Below are 16791 nucleotides of genomic sequence, written 5' to 3'. Positions count from 1 at the left end.
GCCCACCGGTCGGCTCCGGTCCCCGTGCAGCCGGCTGTCCGTGCTGCGTCCTGGCCCGCGCACCACGACACCCAGGCATGATCATCCACCTGCCGTGGTCCGGCCGGGGTCCATGCCGGCTGCCGGACGCCGTCCTGGCCGTCGTGACCGCCGGCACCCGGCTCCGGCACGCCGGCCCTCCCGCCGCGCGGCCCGTCGACGACGCTGACGCCCCGAGACCTCCGCCGGCACCCCGTCGGGACGCGCCACCCGGTCTCGTGCTCCCGCACCCCCATGCGCCGACACCTCCGTCGATTCGTCACGGTGACGAATCGACGGAGGTGTCGGCGGCTTCGACGGGCGCCCCGCCGGGTGCCTACGTAGGGTCGGGTGCATGCAACTCCGACGTCCGCTCGCTGCTCTGCTGACCGCGTTGGCGCTCTTCGGGGGCGGCGCCACGCTCACCGCCTGCGGCGACCCGGCGGGGCTGGACCGCAACGACGGCACCACCGACGACAGCGAGAACACCAGCGGCGACGACCCGTCCGAGGACTCGCAGGACAACCTCCCGGACAACAGCAACCCGGACCCGGGCGCGCCCGAGGACCAGGACGACGACACCCAGGACCCGGACTGACGGTGCCGGCTCAGCCGGCGGCGCGCTCGGAGACCCAGAGCTTGTCGAGCCGGCCGGTCGAGTGCACCAGGTCGGCGAGCATGCGTTCGAGCTCGGCCTTGGTGTGCCGCTCGCCGAGCAGCGTCTGGACGTCCTCGAGCGCGCAGCGCAGCTGGAACAGCCGGTCCTGCAGGCCGTCGAGCTCGGCGCGCCGCACCAGGACGACGTCCTCGGACAGACCGGCCTTGGCCGTGGCCGTGCGCTGCTCGTAGGCACGCTGGCGGCAGGCCTGGCCGCAGTACATCCTCGGGCGGCCCACCGACCCGGCCTGCGGCAGCACCCTGCGGCACCACCCGCACCGCCGTTCGGTGCCACTCCCCTGCCGTCCCGTCGTCGCGGTCACCGTCCCGTCCGTCGTCCCGACCTCTCGCCCGGGCTGCTGCGTCCTCACGGCGGGCACGCTAGACGGCCCCACCGACAGTCCCGGCGGACACGCCCGACGGGGCCACGAGAAGGGGCTGGTGAGCGCGTCGCACCGTCCGGTTAGCGTGTCGCCCGTGCCCCCGGCCCGGTTCGCGTTCCTCGACGGGCCGACGCCGCTGGCCATGGCGCACCGCGGCGGGGCGATCGAGCACCTGGAGAACACCATGCCGGCGTTCGAGGCCTGCGTGGCGATCGGCTACCGCTACCTGGAGACCGACGTCCGGGTGACCGCCGACGGCGTCGTCGTCGTCTTCCACGACCCGACGCTGGACCGGGTCACCGACCGCACCGGCCGGATCGAGCAGCTGCCGTGGGCCGAGGTCGCCGGCGCGCGCATCGGCGGGCGGGAGCCGATCCTGCGGCTGGAGGAGCTGCTCGGCGCCTGGCCCGACGTCCGGTTCAACCTCGACATCAAGGCCGCCGGCGTGCTGGCGCCGCTCGTGCGGGTCCTGCGCCGCATGGACGCGCTGGAGCGCGTGTGCCTCGGGTCGTTCTCCGACGCCCGGGTCGCGGCCGCCCGGCGGCTGCTGGGGCCGCGGGTGTGCACGTCGCTGGGCCCGCGCGGCGTGGCGGCCCTGCGGCTGTCGTCCTACTCCCCCCGCGCGGCGGGACTGGTGCGCATGCAGGCCGGCTGCGCCCAGGTGCCGCTGCAGCTCGGCGGCCGGGCGCTGGTCGACGAGCGGTTCCTGGCCGCCGCGCACGCCCGCGGCCTGCAGGTGCACGTGTGGACCGTCGACACCGCGGAGGAGGCGACGTCGATGCTCGACCTCGGCGTGGACGGGATCATGACCGACCGTCCGGCCATGCTGAAGGAGCTCCTGGAGGAGCGCGGCCAGTGGGTGGGCCGGTGAGCGGCCGGGCCGAGCGGCTGCGCACCTGGCGGCCCACCCCGCCGCCGCTGCCCGACCACCTCGAGGGCATCCTGCGCGACGGTGACCCCGAGTGGTTCGTCCGCGAGCTGGCGATCGCGGCGGCGCCGCCGTGGTGGTTCTGGCGGTTCATGCTGAGGAACTTCTCCTGGCTGGTCGACCTCTTCGGCCGGGTGGAGATCACCGGCTCGATCCCCGAGGAGCTGCGCCGGGGGCCGCTGCTGCTGGCCGCCAACCACGTCGGCGACTTCGACCCGTTCCTCATCGCCGTCGCGCTGCACCGGGTGGGCGTCGTCCCGCGGATCATGGCCACCGGCGGGATCATGTCCGCGCCGGTGGCCGGGCCGCTGCTCGAGCGCGCCGGCGGCATCCGGGTGCAGCGCGGCACCGACGTCGCCCGGCACGCGATCCGGGTCACCGAGGTGGCGCTGGTCCACGGCGGACACGTCGTCGCCTATCCCGAGGGGCGGGTCGGCCTGGCCCCCGACGGGTGGCCCGAGCGCGGCCGCACCGGCATGGCGCGGCTGGCACTCGGCGTCCGCGTCCCGGTGATCCCGGTCAGCCAGTGGGGCGCGCAGGAGGTCCTGCAGTACGGCAACGACTGGGGCAAGCTGCGCACCCTGGCGCGCTCGCTGGTGCAGCGGCCGGTGCTGCGGGTCCACGTGGGTCCGCCGGTGTTCATGGAGGACCTCGAGGTGGGCCGGGTGGGCGACGCCAACCGGGCGAGGACGCGGATCGCCGCCGCGATCACCCGCGGGCTGGTCCCCCTCCGGGAGGCCGGCGGCCCGCTGCACCCCGACCCCACCCGGCCCACGACGGGGGCGGCCGCGTTCCCGGGCGGCGTGGTCCCCGAGGACATACCGTGACCCGCCGGTGCTGGAACGAGCGCGCCGCGGCTGACACCCTGCGCCCGTGACCGCCCCCCACGTCGACGCCGCGCAGCCCGTCGACCGCGCCCTGCGCCGCGAGCGCTTCGGCTGGTACTCCTACGACTGGGCGATGTCGGTGTTCAACACCAGCGTCACCACGGTCTTCCTGGGCCCGTACCTGACCACCGTCGCCGCGGACGCCGCCGGCACCGACGGCCGGCTGCCCTTCCTCGGGCTGTCCATCCCGCCCGGCAGCTGGTTCTCCTACGTCCTGTCCTTCTCGGTCGTCCTGCAGGTGCTCGTCCTGCCGCTCACCGGTGCCGTCGCCGACCGGTCGGGGCGCAAGCGGCACCTCCTCGGGGGCCTGGCGGCCCTGGGTGCGCTGGCCGCCACCTGCCTGTTCTTCGTCGCCGACGGGCGCTACCTGCTCGGTGCGGCGCTGTTCGTCGTCGCCAACGTGGCCTTCGGCGCGGCCACGGTCGTCTACTACTCGTGGCTGCCGGACCTGGCCGGCCCCGACGAGCGCGACGCCGTCTCCAGCCGGGGCTGGGCGTTCGGCTACGTCGGCGGAGCGCTGCTGCTCGCCGTCCACCTGGGGCTGTTCCTCGGCGCGGAGTCCCTCGGGCTGACCTCCGGGGAGGCGGTACGGATCTGCCTGGCGACGTCGGGGCTGTGGTGGGGGCTGTTCACGCTGGTCACCGTCTCGCTGCTGCGCGACCGGCCGGCGCAGGCCGCCGCGCACGGTGCGGCCACCAGCGGGTTCCGCCAGCTGGCCGCGACGCTCAAGGGCATGCGGGCGTTCCCGCTGACGCTGTGGTTCCTCGGTGCCTACCTGCTGTTCAACGACGGCGTGCAGACGGTGATCTCGCTGTCGGCCACCTACGCCAGCGAGGAGCTGGGGCTGTCGCAGTCGGTGCTCACCGGCGCGATCCTCATGGTGCAGGTGGTCGCCGTCTTCGGGGCGCTGGGCCTGGGCCGGGTGGCCGCCCGCTACGGCGCCAAGCGCACGGTGCTCGGCTGCCTGGTGGCCTGGACGGCGGTGCTGGTGGCCGCCTACACGCTGCAGGAGGGCGCGGTCGCGCAGTTCTACGCATTGGCCGCGGTCATCGGGCTGGTGCAGGGCGGCACGCAGGCGCTGTCCCGGTCGCTGTTCAGCCACCTGATCCCGGCCGGCCGGGAGGCGGAGTACTACAGCTTCTACGAGATCAGCGACCGCGGGACCAGCTGGCTGGGGCCGCTGGCCTTCGGCCTGACCTACCAGCTGACCGGCTCCTACCGGTACGCGATCATCAGCCTGGTCGTCTTCTTCGTGGCCGGGTTCCTGCTGCTGCTCCGGCTGCCGATGCGCCGGGCCGTGCTGGCGGCCGGCAACACCCCGCCGGAGCGGCTGTGAGCGACCCGTCCGCCCCGCTCGCCGCGGTCCCGGCCGCCGGGGACCGGCGGCGCGCCGTGGCGCCGGCGCACCTGCGGTTCTTCCACGGGCCGATGGACTGCGGCAAGTCCACCCTGGCGCTGCAGGTCGACCACAACCAGAGCCGGCAGGGCCGCTCGGGGCTGCTGCTCACCCAGGGGGACCGCTCGGCGGCGCCGCGGATCAGCTCGCGGGTGGGGCTGTCCCGCGACGCCGTCGAGGTCGACCCCGGCACCGACCTGACCCTGCTGGTGCGCACCCACTGGGCCGACGGGCGGCGGGTGGACTACCTGATCGTCGACGAGGCGCAGTTCCTCAGCCCCCGGCAGGTCGACCAGCTCGCCGAGCTCGTCGACGCCTCGCACGTCGACGTCTACGCCTTCGGGCTGACCACCGACTTCCGTGCCCGGCTGTTCCCGGGCACCCAGCGGCTGCTGGAGGTGGCCGACGACGTGCAGCGCATCCAGGTCGAGGTGCTGTGCTGGTGCGGCCTGCCGGGCCTGCTCAACGCCCGCGTCGTCGACGGCGCGATGGTGCGCTCGGGCGCCACCGTCGTGGTCGCCGACACCGCCCCCACCCCGGCGCCCGACGAGACCGACGACCCGGCCACCGGCAGTGACGTGCACTACCAGGTGCTGTGCCGGCGGCACCACGTGCTCGGCCAGCTCGGCCCCACGGCGGCCGGCCCGGGGCAGCTCGCCCTGTCCTGAGGGGGGCGGCCTCCCCCGTCCGAGGGGCGGTGCACGCGCCAATACCACCCCATGCGATGATGGGGAACCGACTCAGCGGAATCTCTCCGCGAAATCCGCCGTTGGTCTCCATGACACCCTCCCGCAGTGGGTACCCCCTGCTGTGCGGAGAGTCCTGACCGACACCACCAGCACGAGAGGACGGTGTGCCATGGGCGAGCGTTCCCTGCGGGGCAGCCGACTGGGCAGCGTGAGCTACGAGACCGAGCGGAACACCGCCCCGATCGAGCGGCAGTACGTCGAGTACAAGTGCCCCTCGGGTCACCAGTTCACGGTTCCGTTCGCCGACGACGCCGAGGTGCCCGACACCTGGGAGTGCAAGTTCGACGGCGCCGCGGCCAAGCTGGTCGGCGGCTCCGAGCCGGCGCCCAAGAAGGTCAAGCCGCCGCGGACCCACTGGGACATGCTGCTCGAGCGTCGCTCCGTGGAGGACCTCGAGGAGGTCCTCGCCGAGCGTCTCGAGGTGCTGCGCGGCCGGCGGACCCGCGCCAGCTGAGTTCGGCCCGGACGAGCAGGACGGCCCCGGTGGGACTCCCACCGGGGCCGTTCCGCGTCCCGGGGCCTCCGGGGAGCGCTAGCGGACCAGGTGCCCCTCCCCCGCGACGTCACCCTCGATGACCCGCACCGGGCCGTCGGGCCGCGGGAAGGCCTCCACCCGGGTGCTGCGCACCCGCACCGGCCCGGCTCCGCCCATCCTGACTCCGCCCATCCTGGCTCCGCCCATCCTGACTCCGCCCATCGTGACGCCGAGGCGGGCGGCCAGCCCGCGGCCCACGGCGGCGCGCACCAGCGGCCGGGTGGGCGGCAGCAGGCACAGCAGGCCGACGACGTCGCCGAGGAAGCCGGGCAGCACCATGAGCACCCCGCCGGCGGCGACCAGGCCGGCGTCGGTGGCCGCGGAGCCCGGCGGGCGGTGCGCCAGTGCCCGCTCACGCAGGTCGGCCAGCGCCCGCGAGCCCTGACGGGCCGTCAGGGTCCAGCCGAGGACGGTGGTGGCCAGCGCGGCCAGCAGCGTCCAGCCCACGCCGATCCAGACGGCGACCAGCGCGAAGACGACGACCTCGGCGAGGGCCCACAGCCCCGCCAGTACACGTACCCGGTGTGCCACGGCACTCCCCGGTCCGGTTCCGCGGGCGGTCCGGGTCCGCCTACCGGACCTCGCTGGACCGCCCGCCGTCGCGGACCCGTCCCGGCACGGGCGGTGGGACCCGGCCCGGCAGCCGATCGGCCAGCCGGTCCTGCAGGCCCCATCCGGTGACCCGTGCCAACGCCTCTACAACGATCGAGGGCGTCATCTTGCTCCTGCCGAACTCCCGTTCGCTGAAGGTGATCGGCACCTCCACCACGCGGGCCCCGGCGCGCCAGGCCCGCCACGCCCAGTCGACCTGGAAGCAGTAGCCCTGGCTGGCCACCTCGTCGAAGGGCAGCCGGTCCACCAGGTCGCCGCGGACGGCGCGGAAGCCGCCGGTGGCGTCGGCCAGGGGCAGCCGCAGCGCGCGCCGGGTGTAGACGTTGCCCAGCCGGGACAGCAGCAGCCGCCGGCGAGGCCAGTCCTCGACGCTGCCGCCGGGCACGTAGCGCGAGCCCAGCGCCAGGTCGGCGTCGTCGAGGGCGGACAGCAGTGCCGGGAGCTGCTCGGGATGGTGGGAGCCGTCGGCGTCCATCTCGACCAGGACGTCGTAGCCGCGCTCGCGGCCCCAGCGGAAGCCGGCGACGTAGGCCGGCCCCAGCCCCGCCTTCTCCGTGCGCCGCAGCACGTGCACCCGCTCGTCTTGCTCGGCGCGCTTCTCGGCCAGCTCCCCGGTGCCGTCGGGCGAGCCGTCGTCGACGACGAGGGCGTGCGCGTCGGGGACGGCGGCGTGCAGCCGGTCGAGGATCGGCTCGAGGTTCTCCACCTCGTCGTAGGTGGGGATGACGACGAGGACCGGCCCGGCGGTCACCGGCGGCTCCCGCGGGCGCGCAGCGCGGGGACGGCGACGGCGAGCACGGCGCCGGTGCCGAGGGCGGTCAGCACCCACTCCGGCGCCGCGCCCAGCCGCTCGGCGACGGTCGAGGAGTCGCGCTGGGCGACGTCCTCGACGAACACCGCGGGGGTGAACAGCTCCGAGCGGCGGGCCAGCGAGCCGTCGGGGGCGACCACCGCGGAGATGCCGCTGGTGGCGGCCACGACGACGGTGCGGCCGAACTCCACCGCCCGCAGCCGGCTGGCCGCGAGCTGCTGCTCGCTCTCGTCGGTGAACCCGAACGTGGCGTTGTTGGTCTGGACGACGAGCATGCCCGCGCCGGCCTCCACGGTGTCGGCGACGAGGGAGTCGTAGACCACCTCGAAGCAGATGACGTCGCCCACCTGCGCGCCGCCCATCTCCAGCACGCCCACCTCGGTGCCGTGGGTGAAGTCGCGGCGGACCAGGTCGACCTTGTCGCTGAAGAGGCGGAAGAAGCCCCGCGCGGGCACGTACTCCGCGAGCGGGACCGGGTGCCGCTTGACGTAGGTGTCGCCGGGCCCGGTCTCGGGGTCCCAGACGATGCCGGTGTTGCTGATGAACCGGCCCGGCCCGTCGACGACCGCACCCACCAGGATCGGGGCGCCGATCGCCTCGGCGGCGCGGCGGATCGCCTGCGCGGCGTCCTCGTTGAGGTACGGGTCGATGTCGGAGCTGTTCTCCGGCCACACCACCAGGTCCGGCTGCGCCCGGTCGCCGGCCCGCACCGCCGCGGCGAGGGAGACCGTCTGCTGCACGTGGTTGTCCAGGACCGCCCGGCGGCGGGCGTTGAACTCCAGGCCGGCCTCGGGCACGTCGCCCTGGATCACCGCGACGGTCCGCGTCGGCCCGCCCTCGGTGAGCGAGGGACCGGGCAGCGGCAGCCAGGCGAGCGCGCCGAGCAGCGGAACGGCGAAGGCGGCGGCGACCGCGGCGGCGGCCGTCCGCAGCGCGGGGCGCCGCGTGCCGCGACCGGCTCCGGCCGCCCGCCACGCGCGGACGAGGGCGAGGACGGCGGCCGCCAGCAGGGTGCCGGTGAGCGCCACGGCGAAGGAGACCCCCGGCACCCCGCCGTACGCGGCCAGGGACAGGAACGGCCCGTCGGTCTGGCTGAGCCCCAACCGGCCCCAGGGGAAGCCGCCGAACGGGACGCGCCCGCGCAGCGCCTCGTCGGCCACCCACAGCGCCGCGGTCCACAGCGGCCACAGCCGGAGCCGGGAGACCGCCGCCGTCGCCGCGCCGAGCAGGGCCACGAACAGCGCCTGGGAGACCGCGAGCGCCAGCCACGGGAACGAGCCGACGTAGACGCCGCTCCAGGACAGCAGCGGCACGAAGAACGCCAGGCCGAGCACCAGGCCCAGCCACGCCCCGGAGCGGGCGCGGCGGCCGTGCACGGCCAGCGCCAGCGCGGCAGGGCCCAGCACGGCCAGCGGCCAGAGGGAGTAGGCGGGGAAGGCGAGCAGCAGCGCGAGCCCGCCGGCGGCGGCCAGCAGCGTGCGCCACGGCGGGCGACGGCGCGACCCCCGCGCGCTCCCGGACGCGCCGGGGGCGGTGTCGAGCGCCTCCGTCACGGCTGCTGGCGGCACTCCCGACCTCCCCGCGAGGACCAGCCGCGGGCGGCGCCCGGGCACGGCCACGGTCGTGGCCCGCCGACCAGCATCCCACCCCGGCGGGCGCATCCCGCCGCGCGACCTGCGAGATCCCCCGGGCGGGCGGTGCCCGGAGCGGGTGGTTACAGCGACCGCAGCGGAACGCCGGCCACCACGAGCTGTCGGCAGCCGGGGCGCTCGCGGTGGTCGAGGACGGCGGAGAGGGAGGCGGAGGTGTCCCAGAGGGCCAGGTCGGCGGGTGCGCCCGGAGCGAGCGGGCCGGCGGCGGTCTCGGCGCGGACGGCGTGCCAGCCGCCGTGGGTGGCCGCGTCGAAGGCGTCGAACGGGCGCAGGCCCGCGCCCTCGGTGCGGTGGTCGACCGCCGCGTGCACACCACCCCAGGGGTCCATGGGGGTGACCGGGGCGTCGCTGCCCAGCGCCAGGGCGACCCCGGCGTCGGCGAGGTCGGCGAAGGGGTTGCACGCCGCGGCCCGGTCGGCGCCCAGCCGCTCGGCGTACATCCCCGCCGGCCCGCCCCACGCGGCGTCGAACGCGGGCTGGACGCTGGCCACCATCCCCCACGCCCGCATCCGCTCCACCGCCGCCGGGCCGGCCATCTCCACGTGCTCGAGCCGGTGCCGGCAGGCCCGCACCGCCGGCAGGCCCAGCTCGTCGACCACCGCCCCGACCGCGTCGAGGACCTGGTCGACGGCGGCGTCGCCGATGCAGTGGAAGCCGGCCTGCACGCCGGCGGCGGTGCAGGCGCGCACGTGCTCCACCAGCTGCACGGTCTCGAAGCGCAGCGCCCCGGCGGTCGCGGGCCGGTCGCGGTAGGGCGCGCTCAGCGCCGCGGTGTGCGAGCCGAACGCGCCGTCGCAGAACAGGTCCCCGCCGGCGCCGGCCAGGCCGAGCTCGCGGACCGGGTCCAGCCCGCCGCGCCCGGCCAGCTCACCCCAGTAGCCGGCCACCCGCGGCCCCGGCTGCTCCCCGGCCAGTGCCAGCAGCGCGCGCAGGTCCTCGACGCCGGACACCTCGGGGCCGGCCATCTCGTGCAGGCTGCCGATGCCCAGGCGCACCGCCTCGGCGAGCGTGGCGGCCTGCGCGGCGGCGCGCTGCTGCGCCGTCACGGCGCCGTAGGCCGCCTGCCGGGCGGCGTGATGGGCGTCGAGGCGCAGCTGTCCGTCGGGCGAGAACCCGGGCAGGCCGCGCACCCCGGGCACGAGGTCGAGCAGCGCCGTCGAGACGGTCGCGGAGTGCACGTCGACCCGGGCGAGGTAGGCCGGCCGGTCGCCCAGGACGGCGTCGAGGTCGGCACGGGTCAGCCCGCGGCCCTCCGGCCAGCCGGTCTCGTCCCAGCCGGTGCCGAGCAGGATCCCCGGGGGCGCAGCGACGGCCGCCCCGGCGACGGCCGCCACGGCGTCGGCGAGGCTCGACCTCGAGTGGAGGTCGAGACCGGTGAGGGCCAGCCCGGTGGCCGTGGCGTGCACGTGGGCGTCCACGAACGCCGGCGTCAGCAGCGCGCCCTCCCCGCGGACGACCCGGCCGGCCCGCGGCGCGTCGGCGGCGGCGCCCACCCAGGCGATCCGCCCGTCGACGACGTGCACGGCGCGGCCGGGACGGTCGCCGACGGTCACGTCGGTGAGCAGCAGGTCGGGGCGGGCGGTCACGCCCCGAGCATGACGGCGCGCCGGGCTCCCCACGGCGGCGGGTCCGCAGGGGCGGGTGCCTCAGGCGGCGTCGCGACGGCGGCCTCCCCGGGCGGCGCGGCGCAGCCGGGCCCGGCGGGACGTGCGGGCCTTGATCCGGGTGCCCGCGGCGTCGTCCCGGTCCCGCCGGGCGGCCTCCTCCAGGGTGGGCGCGGTGCCGCCGAGGTGCCGGGGCAGCCACCACAGGTCGTCGGGGCCCTCGGGCTGCTGCGGATAGGTGCGCTGGGCCTCGTCGAGCAGGGCCTCCATGGCGGTCCGGGTGCGGGCCAGCAGCGCGGCGGTCGTCTCCCCCTGCTCGGGCACGATCGGCTCGCCGAGCAGCACGGTCACCGCACGGCCGCGGGTGAGGTCCACGGGGTGCTTCTTGGTGGCCACCCGGTGCCCGCCCCACACCGCGGCGGGGATGATCGGCACGCCGGCGTCGAGGGCCATCCGGGCCGCCCCGGCCTTGAGGTCCTTGACGGTGAAGCTCTGGCTGATCGTCGCCTCGGGGAAGACGCCGACCACCTCGCCGCCCCGGAGCGCCCGGACGGCGGCGTCGAAGGCGGCTGCCCCGGCCTTGCGGTCGACCGGGATGTGCTTCATGGCCCGCATGAAGGGCCCGGCGAACCAGTGGCCGAACACCGAGGCCTTGGCCATGAACCGCACCAGCCGGTGCCGCGGCAGCGCGGCCAGGCCCAGGAAGGTGAAGTCCAGGTAGCTGACGTGGTTGCTGCACACCACCGCGCCGCCCGCGGTGGGCACGTGCTCGGAGCCGCGGACGTCGAACCGCAGCCGCAGCAGCCGGAAGACCACCAGCGTGAGCCGGATGACCAGCCGGTAGGGCCCGTCCCCGCGCCCGGGTCGGGGTCCGAAGAGGTCGCGCCGCACGACCTCGCGCCAGCTCGCGGTGTACATGCCGGGACGATAACCGCCGTGCCCGCACGCGACCCGTGCGGTCACTCCCCCGTCGTCAGCTCCACGCCCGCGCGCACCACCGCGCCCAGGTCCCCGGTCCCGCGGTGCACCCGCCGCTGCAGGTCCGCGCCCGTGCCGCGCGCCAGGACCGCCGCCACGCCGTCGGCCACCCGCTGCCGGTCGGCGGTGACGTCGAGGGCCGGGCCCACGTGCTCCAGCAGGGCCGCGACGACGTCGGCGGCCGGTGCCGGGCGGCCCGTCCGGGGGTGCACGAGGTCGCCGGTGGTCCCGGAGCGGCCGGCCCGCCAGGCGGCCACCCGCAGCACCTCGCTGCGCACCCGCGGCGCCGGGACGCCGTCGCGCCACTCGCGCGCGGCGGTCTCCACCAGCCCGCGGACCAGCCCGGCGTGGGTGACGGCGTCCTCGACCCGCAGCGCCACGTCGGCGACGCGCACCTCGACCGTCGGCCAGGTCTGCGAGAGGCGGGCGTCGAAGTAGACCATCCCGGCGTCGACGATCGTGCCGGTCGCGACCAGGTCGGCGACGACGCGGTGGTACGTCGCCGCGTCGCCGAACGGCTCGGTGGCACCCGAGGAGGGCCAGCGGTTCCACGCCTGCGACCGGAAGCTCGCGTACCCGGAGTCCGCGCCCAGCCAGAACGGCGAGTTCGCGGTCAACGCGGTGAGCACCGGCAGCCAGACGCGGATGCGGTCGAGGACGGCCACGCCCTCCTCGTCGTCGGACACCGACACGTGCACGTGGCACCCGCAGGTCAGCTGGTCGCGGGCGATGAGGCCGAAGGTCTCGGTCATCTCCTCGTACCGCCGCCCCGGCGTCGTCTCCGGGGACAGGCCGACCGGCGAGGTGGCCAGCGCCGCCACCCGGGCGCCGACGGCGCGGGCGGCGGCGTCGGCGCGCCCGCGCCAGTACCGCAGCTCGCCGGTCACCTCGGCCAGGTCGGTGCACACGCGGCTGCCCAGCTCGACCTGCTCCTGCTTGAGCTCGGGCACCAGGTGCCCGGGGGACGCCCCTCCCTCCTCCCCGGCGCGCTCGTGCTGCTCCGGCGTCTCGCCCTCCCCGCGCCGCGCGGCCACCTCCAGCGCGGCGGGCCCGAGGGGCACCGGCGTCCCCGACGGGTCGACGACCAGCAGCTCCTCCTCGACCCCGACCGTGCGCACCGGCACATCGTCCCCACCGGCCCCCGGGACCGCAGGGTGGCCGGTCAGTGCACGAGCTGCGGCAGGACCTCCTGCACGGCCGCCCGCAACGACGCCGCCGCCTCCGGGTCCCCGGCGAGCTGCCGCAGCAGGGCCTGCTGGAAGAGCCCGTCCAGCACCGCGTAGAACGCCGTGGACGAGACGCGCGGCCGCGTGCCCGACAGCTCGGCGTACCGGCTCACCACCCGCCCGACCATGCGCTCGAGCAGCAGGTCGATCTCGGCGACGTCGGCGCGGAAGGCGGGCTCGAACATCGACTGGTTGCGCAGGTCGTACCAGAGCCGGTGCATCCGCGGCTCGCCGGTGAGGGTGGCGGTCTGCTCCCGCAGGAAGCCGGCGACGAGCTCCTCGGCGGTGGTCGCCGTCGCCACCGCCTCGTCGTAGCGGGTCGCGCAGCGGGCCTTGTACTCCCGCACGCAGTGGGTGATCAGCTCGACCTTGTCGCGGAAGTAGTAGTGCAGGACGCCGTGGGAGAACTCCGAGCGGGCGGCGATGTCGCGCAGTCCCGTGCGGGCGTAGCCCAGTTCGGCGAGCGTCTCGAGCGCCGCCGCGGCCAGCTCGCTGCGGCGCTGGGCCACCTTGTCGACGGCACGCCCCTCGACTGCGGGACCCACGGCTCTCCTCCGGTGCAGGGGCGGGGCAGCGGTCCTGCACCCGGACGCAGCGTAGCCGCGCACCGGGGGTCTTGACGACTGTCCAAGAAAGTCTTGACGGTCGTCCAGACGCGGGTCGAGCATGACCGGCGTCACACCGGCGGCCCGGACCCGCGCCCCCGGACACCTCGACGACGAGGAGAGACCCCATGTCGGTCCCCGCACTGCACGGCCGCAAGGCGCTGGTCACGGGAGGCGCCCGCGGCCTCGGCCAGGGCATGGCCCAGGCCCTGGCCCGCGCCGGCGCCTCGGTCGTCGTCGCCGACGTCCTCGACGAGGAGGCCGCCGAGACCGCCCGGGTCCTCGCCAAGGAGGGGGTGACCGCCGGCTCCGTGCACCTCGACGTCACTGACGAGGCCGGCTGGGAGGCCGCCGTGACCGCCACGGTGGAGCAGCTCGGCGGGTTCGACGTCCTGGTCAACAACGCGGGGGTGGAGGTCACCGCGCTGGTCACCGAGATCGACCCCGCCGACCTGCGCCGCATGCTCGACGTCAACGTCGTCGGCACCGCCCTCGGCATGAAGCACGGCCTGCGCGCGATGCGCCCCGGCGGTGCCGCGGGCACCGGCGGGGCGATCGTCAACGTCTCCTCGGTGGCGGCGACCATCGCCTTCCCGGGGATCGCCGGCTACTCGGCCACCAAGTCCGCCGTCGACCGGATGACCCGCATCGCGGCCGCCGAGGCCGGCACGCTCGGCTACGGCGTGCGCGTCAACTGCGTCTACCCGGGCCTGGTGCCCACCGCGATGGGCATGAAGCTCGCCGTCGACTGCGCCGAGATCGGGCTGTTCGACAGCCCCCAGGCCGCGGTCGAGGCGGTCGTGGCGCAGACGCCGTCCGGCCGGCTCGGCGAGGTGGCCGACATGGCCGACGCCGTCGTCTTCCTCGCCTCCGACGCCGCCCGCTTCGTCAACGGCACCGGACTCGCCGTCGACGGCGGCATGGGCTCCTGACCACCACCCCCGAGGAGATCCCGCCATGAGCACCAAGCCCGTCGTCGTCTACGGCGCCTCCGGCTACACCGGCCGGCTGATCTGCGAGTACCTGCGCGAGCTCAACGTGCCCTTCGTCGCGGCCGGCCGCGACAAGGACCGGGTCCAGGACGTCGTCGGGAGGATCCCCGGCATCGAGACCGCCGACCACGACGTCGTCGAGGTCGAGCACACCGTCGAGGCGCTCACCGACCTGTTCACCGGCGCGAGCGTCGTCTGCAACACCGTCGGTCCGTTCATCAAGTACGGGCCCGAGGTCGCCGAGGCGTGCCTGGCCACCGGCGCGCACTACCTCGACACCACCGGCGAGCAGGACTGGATCCTCGACGCCCGGCAACGCTTCGGAACGGCGTTCGCCGAGGCGGGCCTGCTGCTCTCCCCCGGCATCGCGCAGATGTACACGACCGGCGAGATCGCGGCGAACGTCGCGCTCGAGACCCCGGGACTGGACACCCTCGACGTCCTGGTGCTGTGGAAGGGGTTCCCCACCGCCGCCTCCACCGAGACGATCTTCACCATCCTCAAGGCCGACTGGTTCCACCTGGCCGAGAACCAGTACGTGAAGGTCGACCCGCTCGCCAAGTGGGACGTCGTCGTCCCCGGGCAGCACGAGCTCGGCCTGGCCGTGCCGTGGGGCGGCACCGCGCACCCCGTGTGGTTCAAGGACGACCCGCGGGTCTCCAGCGTCACGGTCGCCGGCGGGGTGCTCAACCGCCCGGTGATGGAGGCCGTCGTCGCCACCACCGCGATGGTGGAGAGCGACGTCAAGACGCTGCCCCGCGAGCAGTGGGACGAGAAGCTCGCCGAGATCGCCGCCGCCTGGTCCTCGGGCATGCCGCCCCGGGAGAACCCGCGGCTGAACACCTCGGTGGACTCCGTGCACGCCTCGGGACCGCTGGGCCGCAAGCACGTGGTCATCCACGGCAACTCGAACTACAAGCAGACCGGACTGCTGCAGGCGTGGGCAGCGATGTCGCTGCTGCAGCAGCCGCCGCGGCGGGCCGGCTTCGCCTCCGGCTGCCAGGCCTTCGGCCACCGGCAGCTCCTCGGGGTGCTGCGCCAGTTCGGCCTCGTGCTCGACCCGGTGGTGACCGAGCACCGATGAGCCTCACCGCGTACCTCGACAAGGGCGCCTCCCTCGGGCCGGACGCCGCGTGCCTCACCTGCGGGGACCGCACGATGACCTACGCCGAGGTACAGCGGCACAGCCGGCGGGTCGCCGGGGCGCTCGCGCGCTCCGGCGTCCGGCCGGGCGACCCGGTCGCGGTGCTGTCGGGCAACGACCCCACCGCGTTCGCCAGCGTCTTCGGCATCGCCCGGGCCGGCGCGGTGTGGTGCCCGGTCAACCCCCGCAACGAGGCCGAGGAGAACCGCGAGCTGCTGGACCTGTTCGGGGCCACCGCCCTGCTCTACCAGCGCTCCTACGCGCCGCTGGTGGCGGCGATCCGCGACCGGCTACCGCGGCTGACCACCCTGGTCTGCCTCGACGGTGAGGGGGACCGCGGCGACCCGCCCCTCGCCGACTGGATCGCCGGCGCCCCCGGGGCCGGGGACGCCGAACCGTCCGGCGGCCTGGTCATGCTGGTCGGCACCGGCGGCACCACCGGCCGGCCCAAGGGCGTGCGGCTCACCGACCGCAACGTCGAGACCATGTCGGCGCTGACGCTCATGAGCTACCCGTTCTCCGGGCGGCCCACCTATCTCGCGCTCGCCCCGCTCACCCACGCCGCCGGCGTCCTGTGCTTCCCGGTCATGGCCCTCGGCGGCGAGATCGTGGTCATGCCGGCGCCGGACCTCGGGGAGTTCCTGGCCCTCGCCCAGCGCCACCGGGTCACCCACGCCTTCCTGCCGCCGACGCTGGTCTACATGCTGTTGGACCACCCCGACCTCGACGGCACGGACCTGTCCGCCGTCCAGTGCCTCTGGTACGGCGCCGCGCCGATGTCCCCGCACCGCCTCGAGGAGGCGATCCGGCGCATCGGCCCGGTGCTGGGGCAGCTGTTCGGGCAGTCGGAGGCACCGATGATGATCGCGACGATGTCGCCGGCCGAGCACCTGCACCCCGACGGCTCCCCGGCGCGCGAGCGGTTCTCCTCCGCCGGCCGGCCGACGCCGCTCACCACCGTGGCGGTCATGGACGGCGAGGGGCGGCTGCTCCCGGCCGGGGAGCGTGGCGAGATCGTCGTCCGCGGGTCGCTGGTCATGGACGGCTACCACCGCGACCCGCGGGCCACGGCGGAGGCGAGCCGCTTCGGCTGGCACCACACCGGCGACGTCGGCTACCTCGACGAGGACGGCTGGCTGTACCTCGTCGACCGCGCGAAGGACATGATCATCAGCGGTGGCTTCAACGTGTACTCCGCCGAGGTCGAGCAGGCCCTCATGGCCCATCCCGGCGTCCAGGACTGCGCCGTGGTCGGGCTCCCCGACGAGAAGTGGGGCGAGCGGGTGGTCGCCGTCGTGCAGGCCCGGGCCGGGACGACGCTGGACCCGGCCGACGTCCGGGCCTTCGCCCGGGCCCGCATCGGCGGCGTGAAGGCCCCGAAGGAGGTCCTCGTCTGGGCCGACCTCCCCCGCTCGAAGGTCGGCAAGGTGCTCAAGCCCGACATCCGGGCGCGCCTGGTGCCGGACGCGGACGGGTAGCGGCCGTCGACCGGTCCCCCGTGCGGGGCGGCCCCTGCTCTGGTGATCGCGGTCGGCGTGGTCCGGCTCCCCTGGTGGTCGGAGGGGGTGTGACGTCTTCCTGGGAAGTCGACGATTTGTTAGGGATAACGGGTAT

At 75.5% G+C, this 16791-nt stretch carries 17 protein-coding genes; 9 read left to right on the top strand and 8 right to left on the bottom strand.

Annotated features, from left to right (window positions below; genetic code table 11):
* The first annotated feature begins 373 nt into the window (after nucleotides 1-373).
* Nucleotides 374-616 (top strand): hypothetical protein, encoded by a 243-nt coding sequence (locus tag HLV61_RS14920; RefSeq protein ID WP_369256752.1) that lies wholly within the window; start codon nucleotides 374-376, stop codon nucleotides 614-616.
* 10 nt (nucleotides 617-626) lie between these two features.
* On the opposite strand, the gene HLV61_RS14915 is transcribed toward HLV61_RS14920, so the two are convergent.
* Nucleotides 627-935 (bottom strand): hypothetical protein, encoded by a 309-nt coding sequence (locus tag HLV61_RS14915; RefSeq protein ID WP_093579046.1) that lies wholly within the window; start codon nucleotides 933-935, stop codon nucleotides 627-629.
* Nucleotides 936-1152: 217 nt separating this feature from the next.
* Between HLV61_RS14915 and HLV61_RS14910 the strand changes: the two genes are divergently transcribed.
* The 5 genes from HLV61_RS14910 to HLV61_RS14890 all read left to right on the top strand — a co-directional run bounded on the left by HLV61_RS14910 (nucleotide 1153) and on the right by HLV61_RS14890 (nucleotide 5472).
* The gene (locus HLV61_RS14910) at nucleotides 1153-1929 is read left to right on the top strand and encodes a glycerophosphodiester phosphodiesterase (RefSeq protein WP_369256749.1); all 777 of its coding nucleotides are present in this window, start codon (nucleotides 1153-1155) and stop codon (nucleotides 1927-1929) included.
* A complete protein-coding gene (locus HLV61_RS14905; protein ID WP_369256747.1) occupies nucleotides 1926-2813 on the top strand; it encodes a lysophospholipid acyltransferase family protein in 888 nt (295 codons plus the stop codon). Before HLV61_RS14910 ends, HLV61_RS14905 begins: the two co-directional genes overlap by 4 nt.
* 46 nt (nucleotides 2814-2859) lie before the next feature.
* Nucleotides 2860-4209, top strand: a complete 1350-nt coding sequence (locus HLV61_RS14900; protein ID WP_369256745.1) for an MFS transporter — start codon at nucleotides 2860-2862, stop codon at nucleotides 4207-4209.
* Nucleotides 4206-4937 (top strand): thymidine kinase, encoded by a 732-nt coding sequence (locus HLV61_RS14895; RefSeq protein ID WP_369256744.1) that lies wholly within the window; start codon nucleotides 4206-4208, stop codon nucleotides 4935-4937. Before HLV61_RS14900 ends, HLV61_RS14895 begins: the two co-directional genes overlap by 4 nt.
* A gap of 190 nt (nucleotides 4938-5127) precedes the next feature.
* A complete protein-coding gene (locus tag HLV61_RS14890; RefSeq protein ID WP_369256742.1) occupies nucleotides 5128-5472 on the top strand; it encodes an RNA polymerase-binding protein RbpA in 345 nt (114 codons plus the stop codon).
* Nucleotides 5473-5550: 78 nt separating this feature from the next.
* Here the strand turns inward: HLV61_RS14890 and HLV61_RS14885 are convergent, their stop codons facing one another.
* From HLV61_RS14885 to HLV61_RS14855, 7 genes are all read right to left on the bottom strand, one after another.
* Entirely contained in the window at nucleotides 5551-6084 is a 534-nt protein-coding gene (locus tag HLV61_RS14885) for an FxsA family protein (RefSeq protein ID WP_369256740.1), read from the bottom strand.
* A 40-nt stretch (nucleotides 6085-6124) separates the two neighbouring features.
* Nucleotides 6125-6916 carry a polyprenol monophosphomannose synthase gene (locus HLV61_RS14880; protein ID WP_369256738.1) on the bottom strand — a complete coding sequence of 264 codons (792 nt, stop codon included), beginning with the start codon at nucleotides 6914-6916 and terminating at the stop codon, nucleotides 6125-6127.
* Nucleotides 6913-8544 carry an apolipoprotein N-acyltransferase gene (lnt, locus tag HLV61_RS14875; protein ID WP_369256736.1) on the bottom strand — a complete coding sequence of 544 codons (1632 nt, stop codon included), beginning with the start codon at nucleotides 8542-8544 and terminating at the stop codon, nucleotides 6913-6915. Before lnt ends, HLV61_RS14880 begins: the two co-directional genes overlap by 4 nt.
* A gap of 146 nt (nucleotides 8545-8690) precedes the next feature.
* Nucleotides 8691-10214 carry an amidohydrolase gene (locus HLV61_RS14870; protein ID WP_369256734.1) on the bottom strand — a complete coding sequence of 508 codons (1524 nt, stop codon included), beginning with the start codon at nucleotides 10212-10214 and terminating at the stop codon, nucleotides 8691-8693.
* Nucleotides 10215-10274: 60 nt separating this feature from the next.
* Nucleotides 10275-11150 carry a lysophospholipid acyltransferase family protein gene (locus tag HLV61_RS14865; RefSeq protein ID WP_369256732.1) on the bottom strand — a complete coding sequence of 292 codons (876 nt, stop codon included), beginning with the start codon at nucleotides 11148-11150 and terminating at the stop codon, nucleotides 10275-10277.
* 41 nt (nucleotides 11151-11191) lie between these two features.
* Nucleotides 11192-12328: a carboxylate-amine ligase gene (locus HLV61_RS14860; RefSeq protein ID WP_369256730.1), complete on the bottom strand. Its 1137-nt coding sequence runs from the start codon at nucleotides 12326-12328 to the stop codon at nucleotides 11192-11194.
* A gap of 44 nt (nucleotides 12329-12372) precedes the next feature.
* Nucleotides 12373-12981 carry a TetR/AcrR family transcriptional regulator gene (locus tag HLV61_RS14855; RefSeq protein ID WP_369256728.1) on the bottom strand — a complete coding sequence of 203 codons (609 nt, stop codon included), beginning with the start codon at nucleotides 12979-12981 and terminating at the stop codon, nucleotides 12373-12375.
* A 188-nt stretch (nucleotides 12982-13169) separates the two neighbouring features.
* Between HLV61_RS14855 and HLV61_RS14850 the strand changes: the two genes are divergently transcribed.
* The 3 genes from HLV61_RS14850 to HLV61_RS14840 are packed head-to-tail and all read left to right on the top strand — an operon-like array spanning nucleotide 13170 to nucleotide 16655.
* A complete protein-coding gene (locus tag HLV61_RS14850) occupies nucleotides 13170-13973 on the top strand; it encodes an SDR family NAD(P)-dependent oxidoreductase (RefSeq protein ID WP_369256726.1) in 804 nt (267 codons plus the stop codon).
* Nucleotides 13974-13998: 25 nt separating this feature from the next.
* A complete protein-coding gene (locus HLV61_RS14845) occupies nucleotides 13999-15117 on the top strand; it encodes a DUF5938 domain-containing protein (protein ID WP_369256724.1) in 1119 nt (372 codons plus the stop codon).
* Nucleotides 15114-16655, top strand: coding sequence for an acyl-CoA synthetase (locus tag HLV61_RS14840; RefSeq protein ID WP_369256722.1), 1542 nt, complete (start codon nucleotides 15114-15116; stop codon nucleotides 16653-16655). Before HLV61_RS14845 ends, HLV61_RS14840 begins: the two co-directional genes overlap by 4 nt.
* The last annotated feature ends 136 nt before the right edge of the window (nucleotides 16656-16791 follow it).

Source organism: Geodermatophilus amargosae, assembly GCF_041028265.1.
Classification (GTDB): Bacteria; Actinomycetota; Actinomycetes; order Mycobacteriales; family Geodermatophilaceae; genus Geodermatophilus; species Geodermatophilus amargosae_A.
Note: the sequence above shows the minus strand (reverse complement) of the source record. Positions and strands in the feature narration are given on the sequence as shown.

What these genes read in the sequence shown, in the direction of transcription:
- HLV61_RS14920 (WP_369256752.1), top strand. Translation starts at nt 374, where the DNA reads ATGCAACTCCGACGTCCGCTCGCTGCTCTGCTGACCGCGTTGGCGCTC.
- HLV61_RS14890 (WP_369256742.1), top strand. Translation starts at nt 5,128, where the DNA reads ATGGGCGAGCGTTCCCTGCGGGGCAGCCGACTGGGCAGCGTGAGCTAC.
- HLV61_RS14865 (WP_369256732.1), bottom strand. Translation starts at nt 11,150, where the DNA reads ATGTACACCGCGAGCTGGCGCGAGGTCGTGCGGCGCGACCTCTTCGGA.
- HLV61_RS14850 (WP_369256726.1), top strand. Translation starts at nt 13,170, where the DNA reads ATGTCGGTCCCCGCACTGCACGGCCGCAAGGCGCTGGTCACGGGAGGC.
- HLV61_RS14845 (WP_369256724.1), top strand. Translation starts at nt 13,999, where the DNA reads ATGAGCACCAAGCCCGTCGTCGTCTACGGCGCCTCCGGCTACACCGGC.
- HLV61_RS14840 (WP_369256722.1), top strand. Translation starts at nt 15,114, where the DNA reads ATGAGCCTCACCGCGTACCTCGACAAGGGCGCCTCCCTCGGGCCGGAC.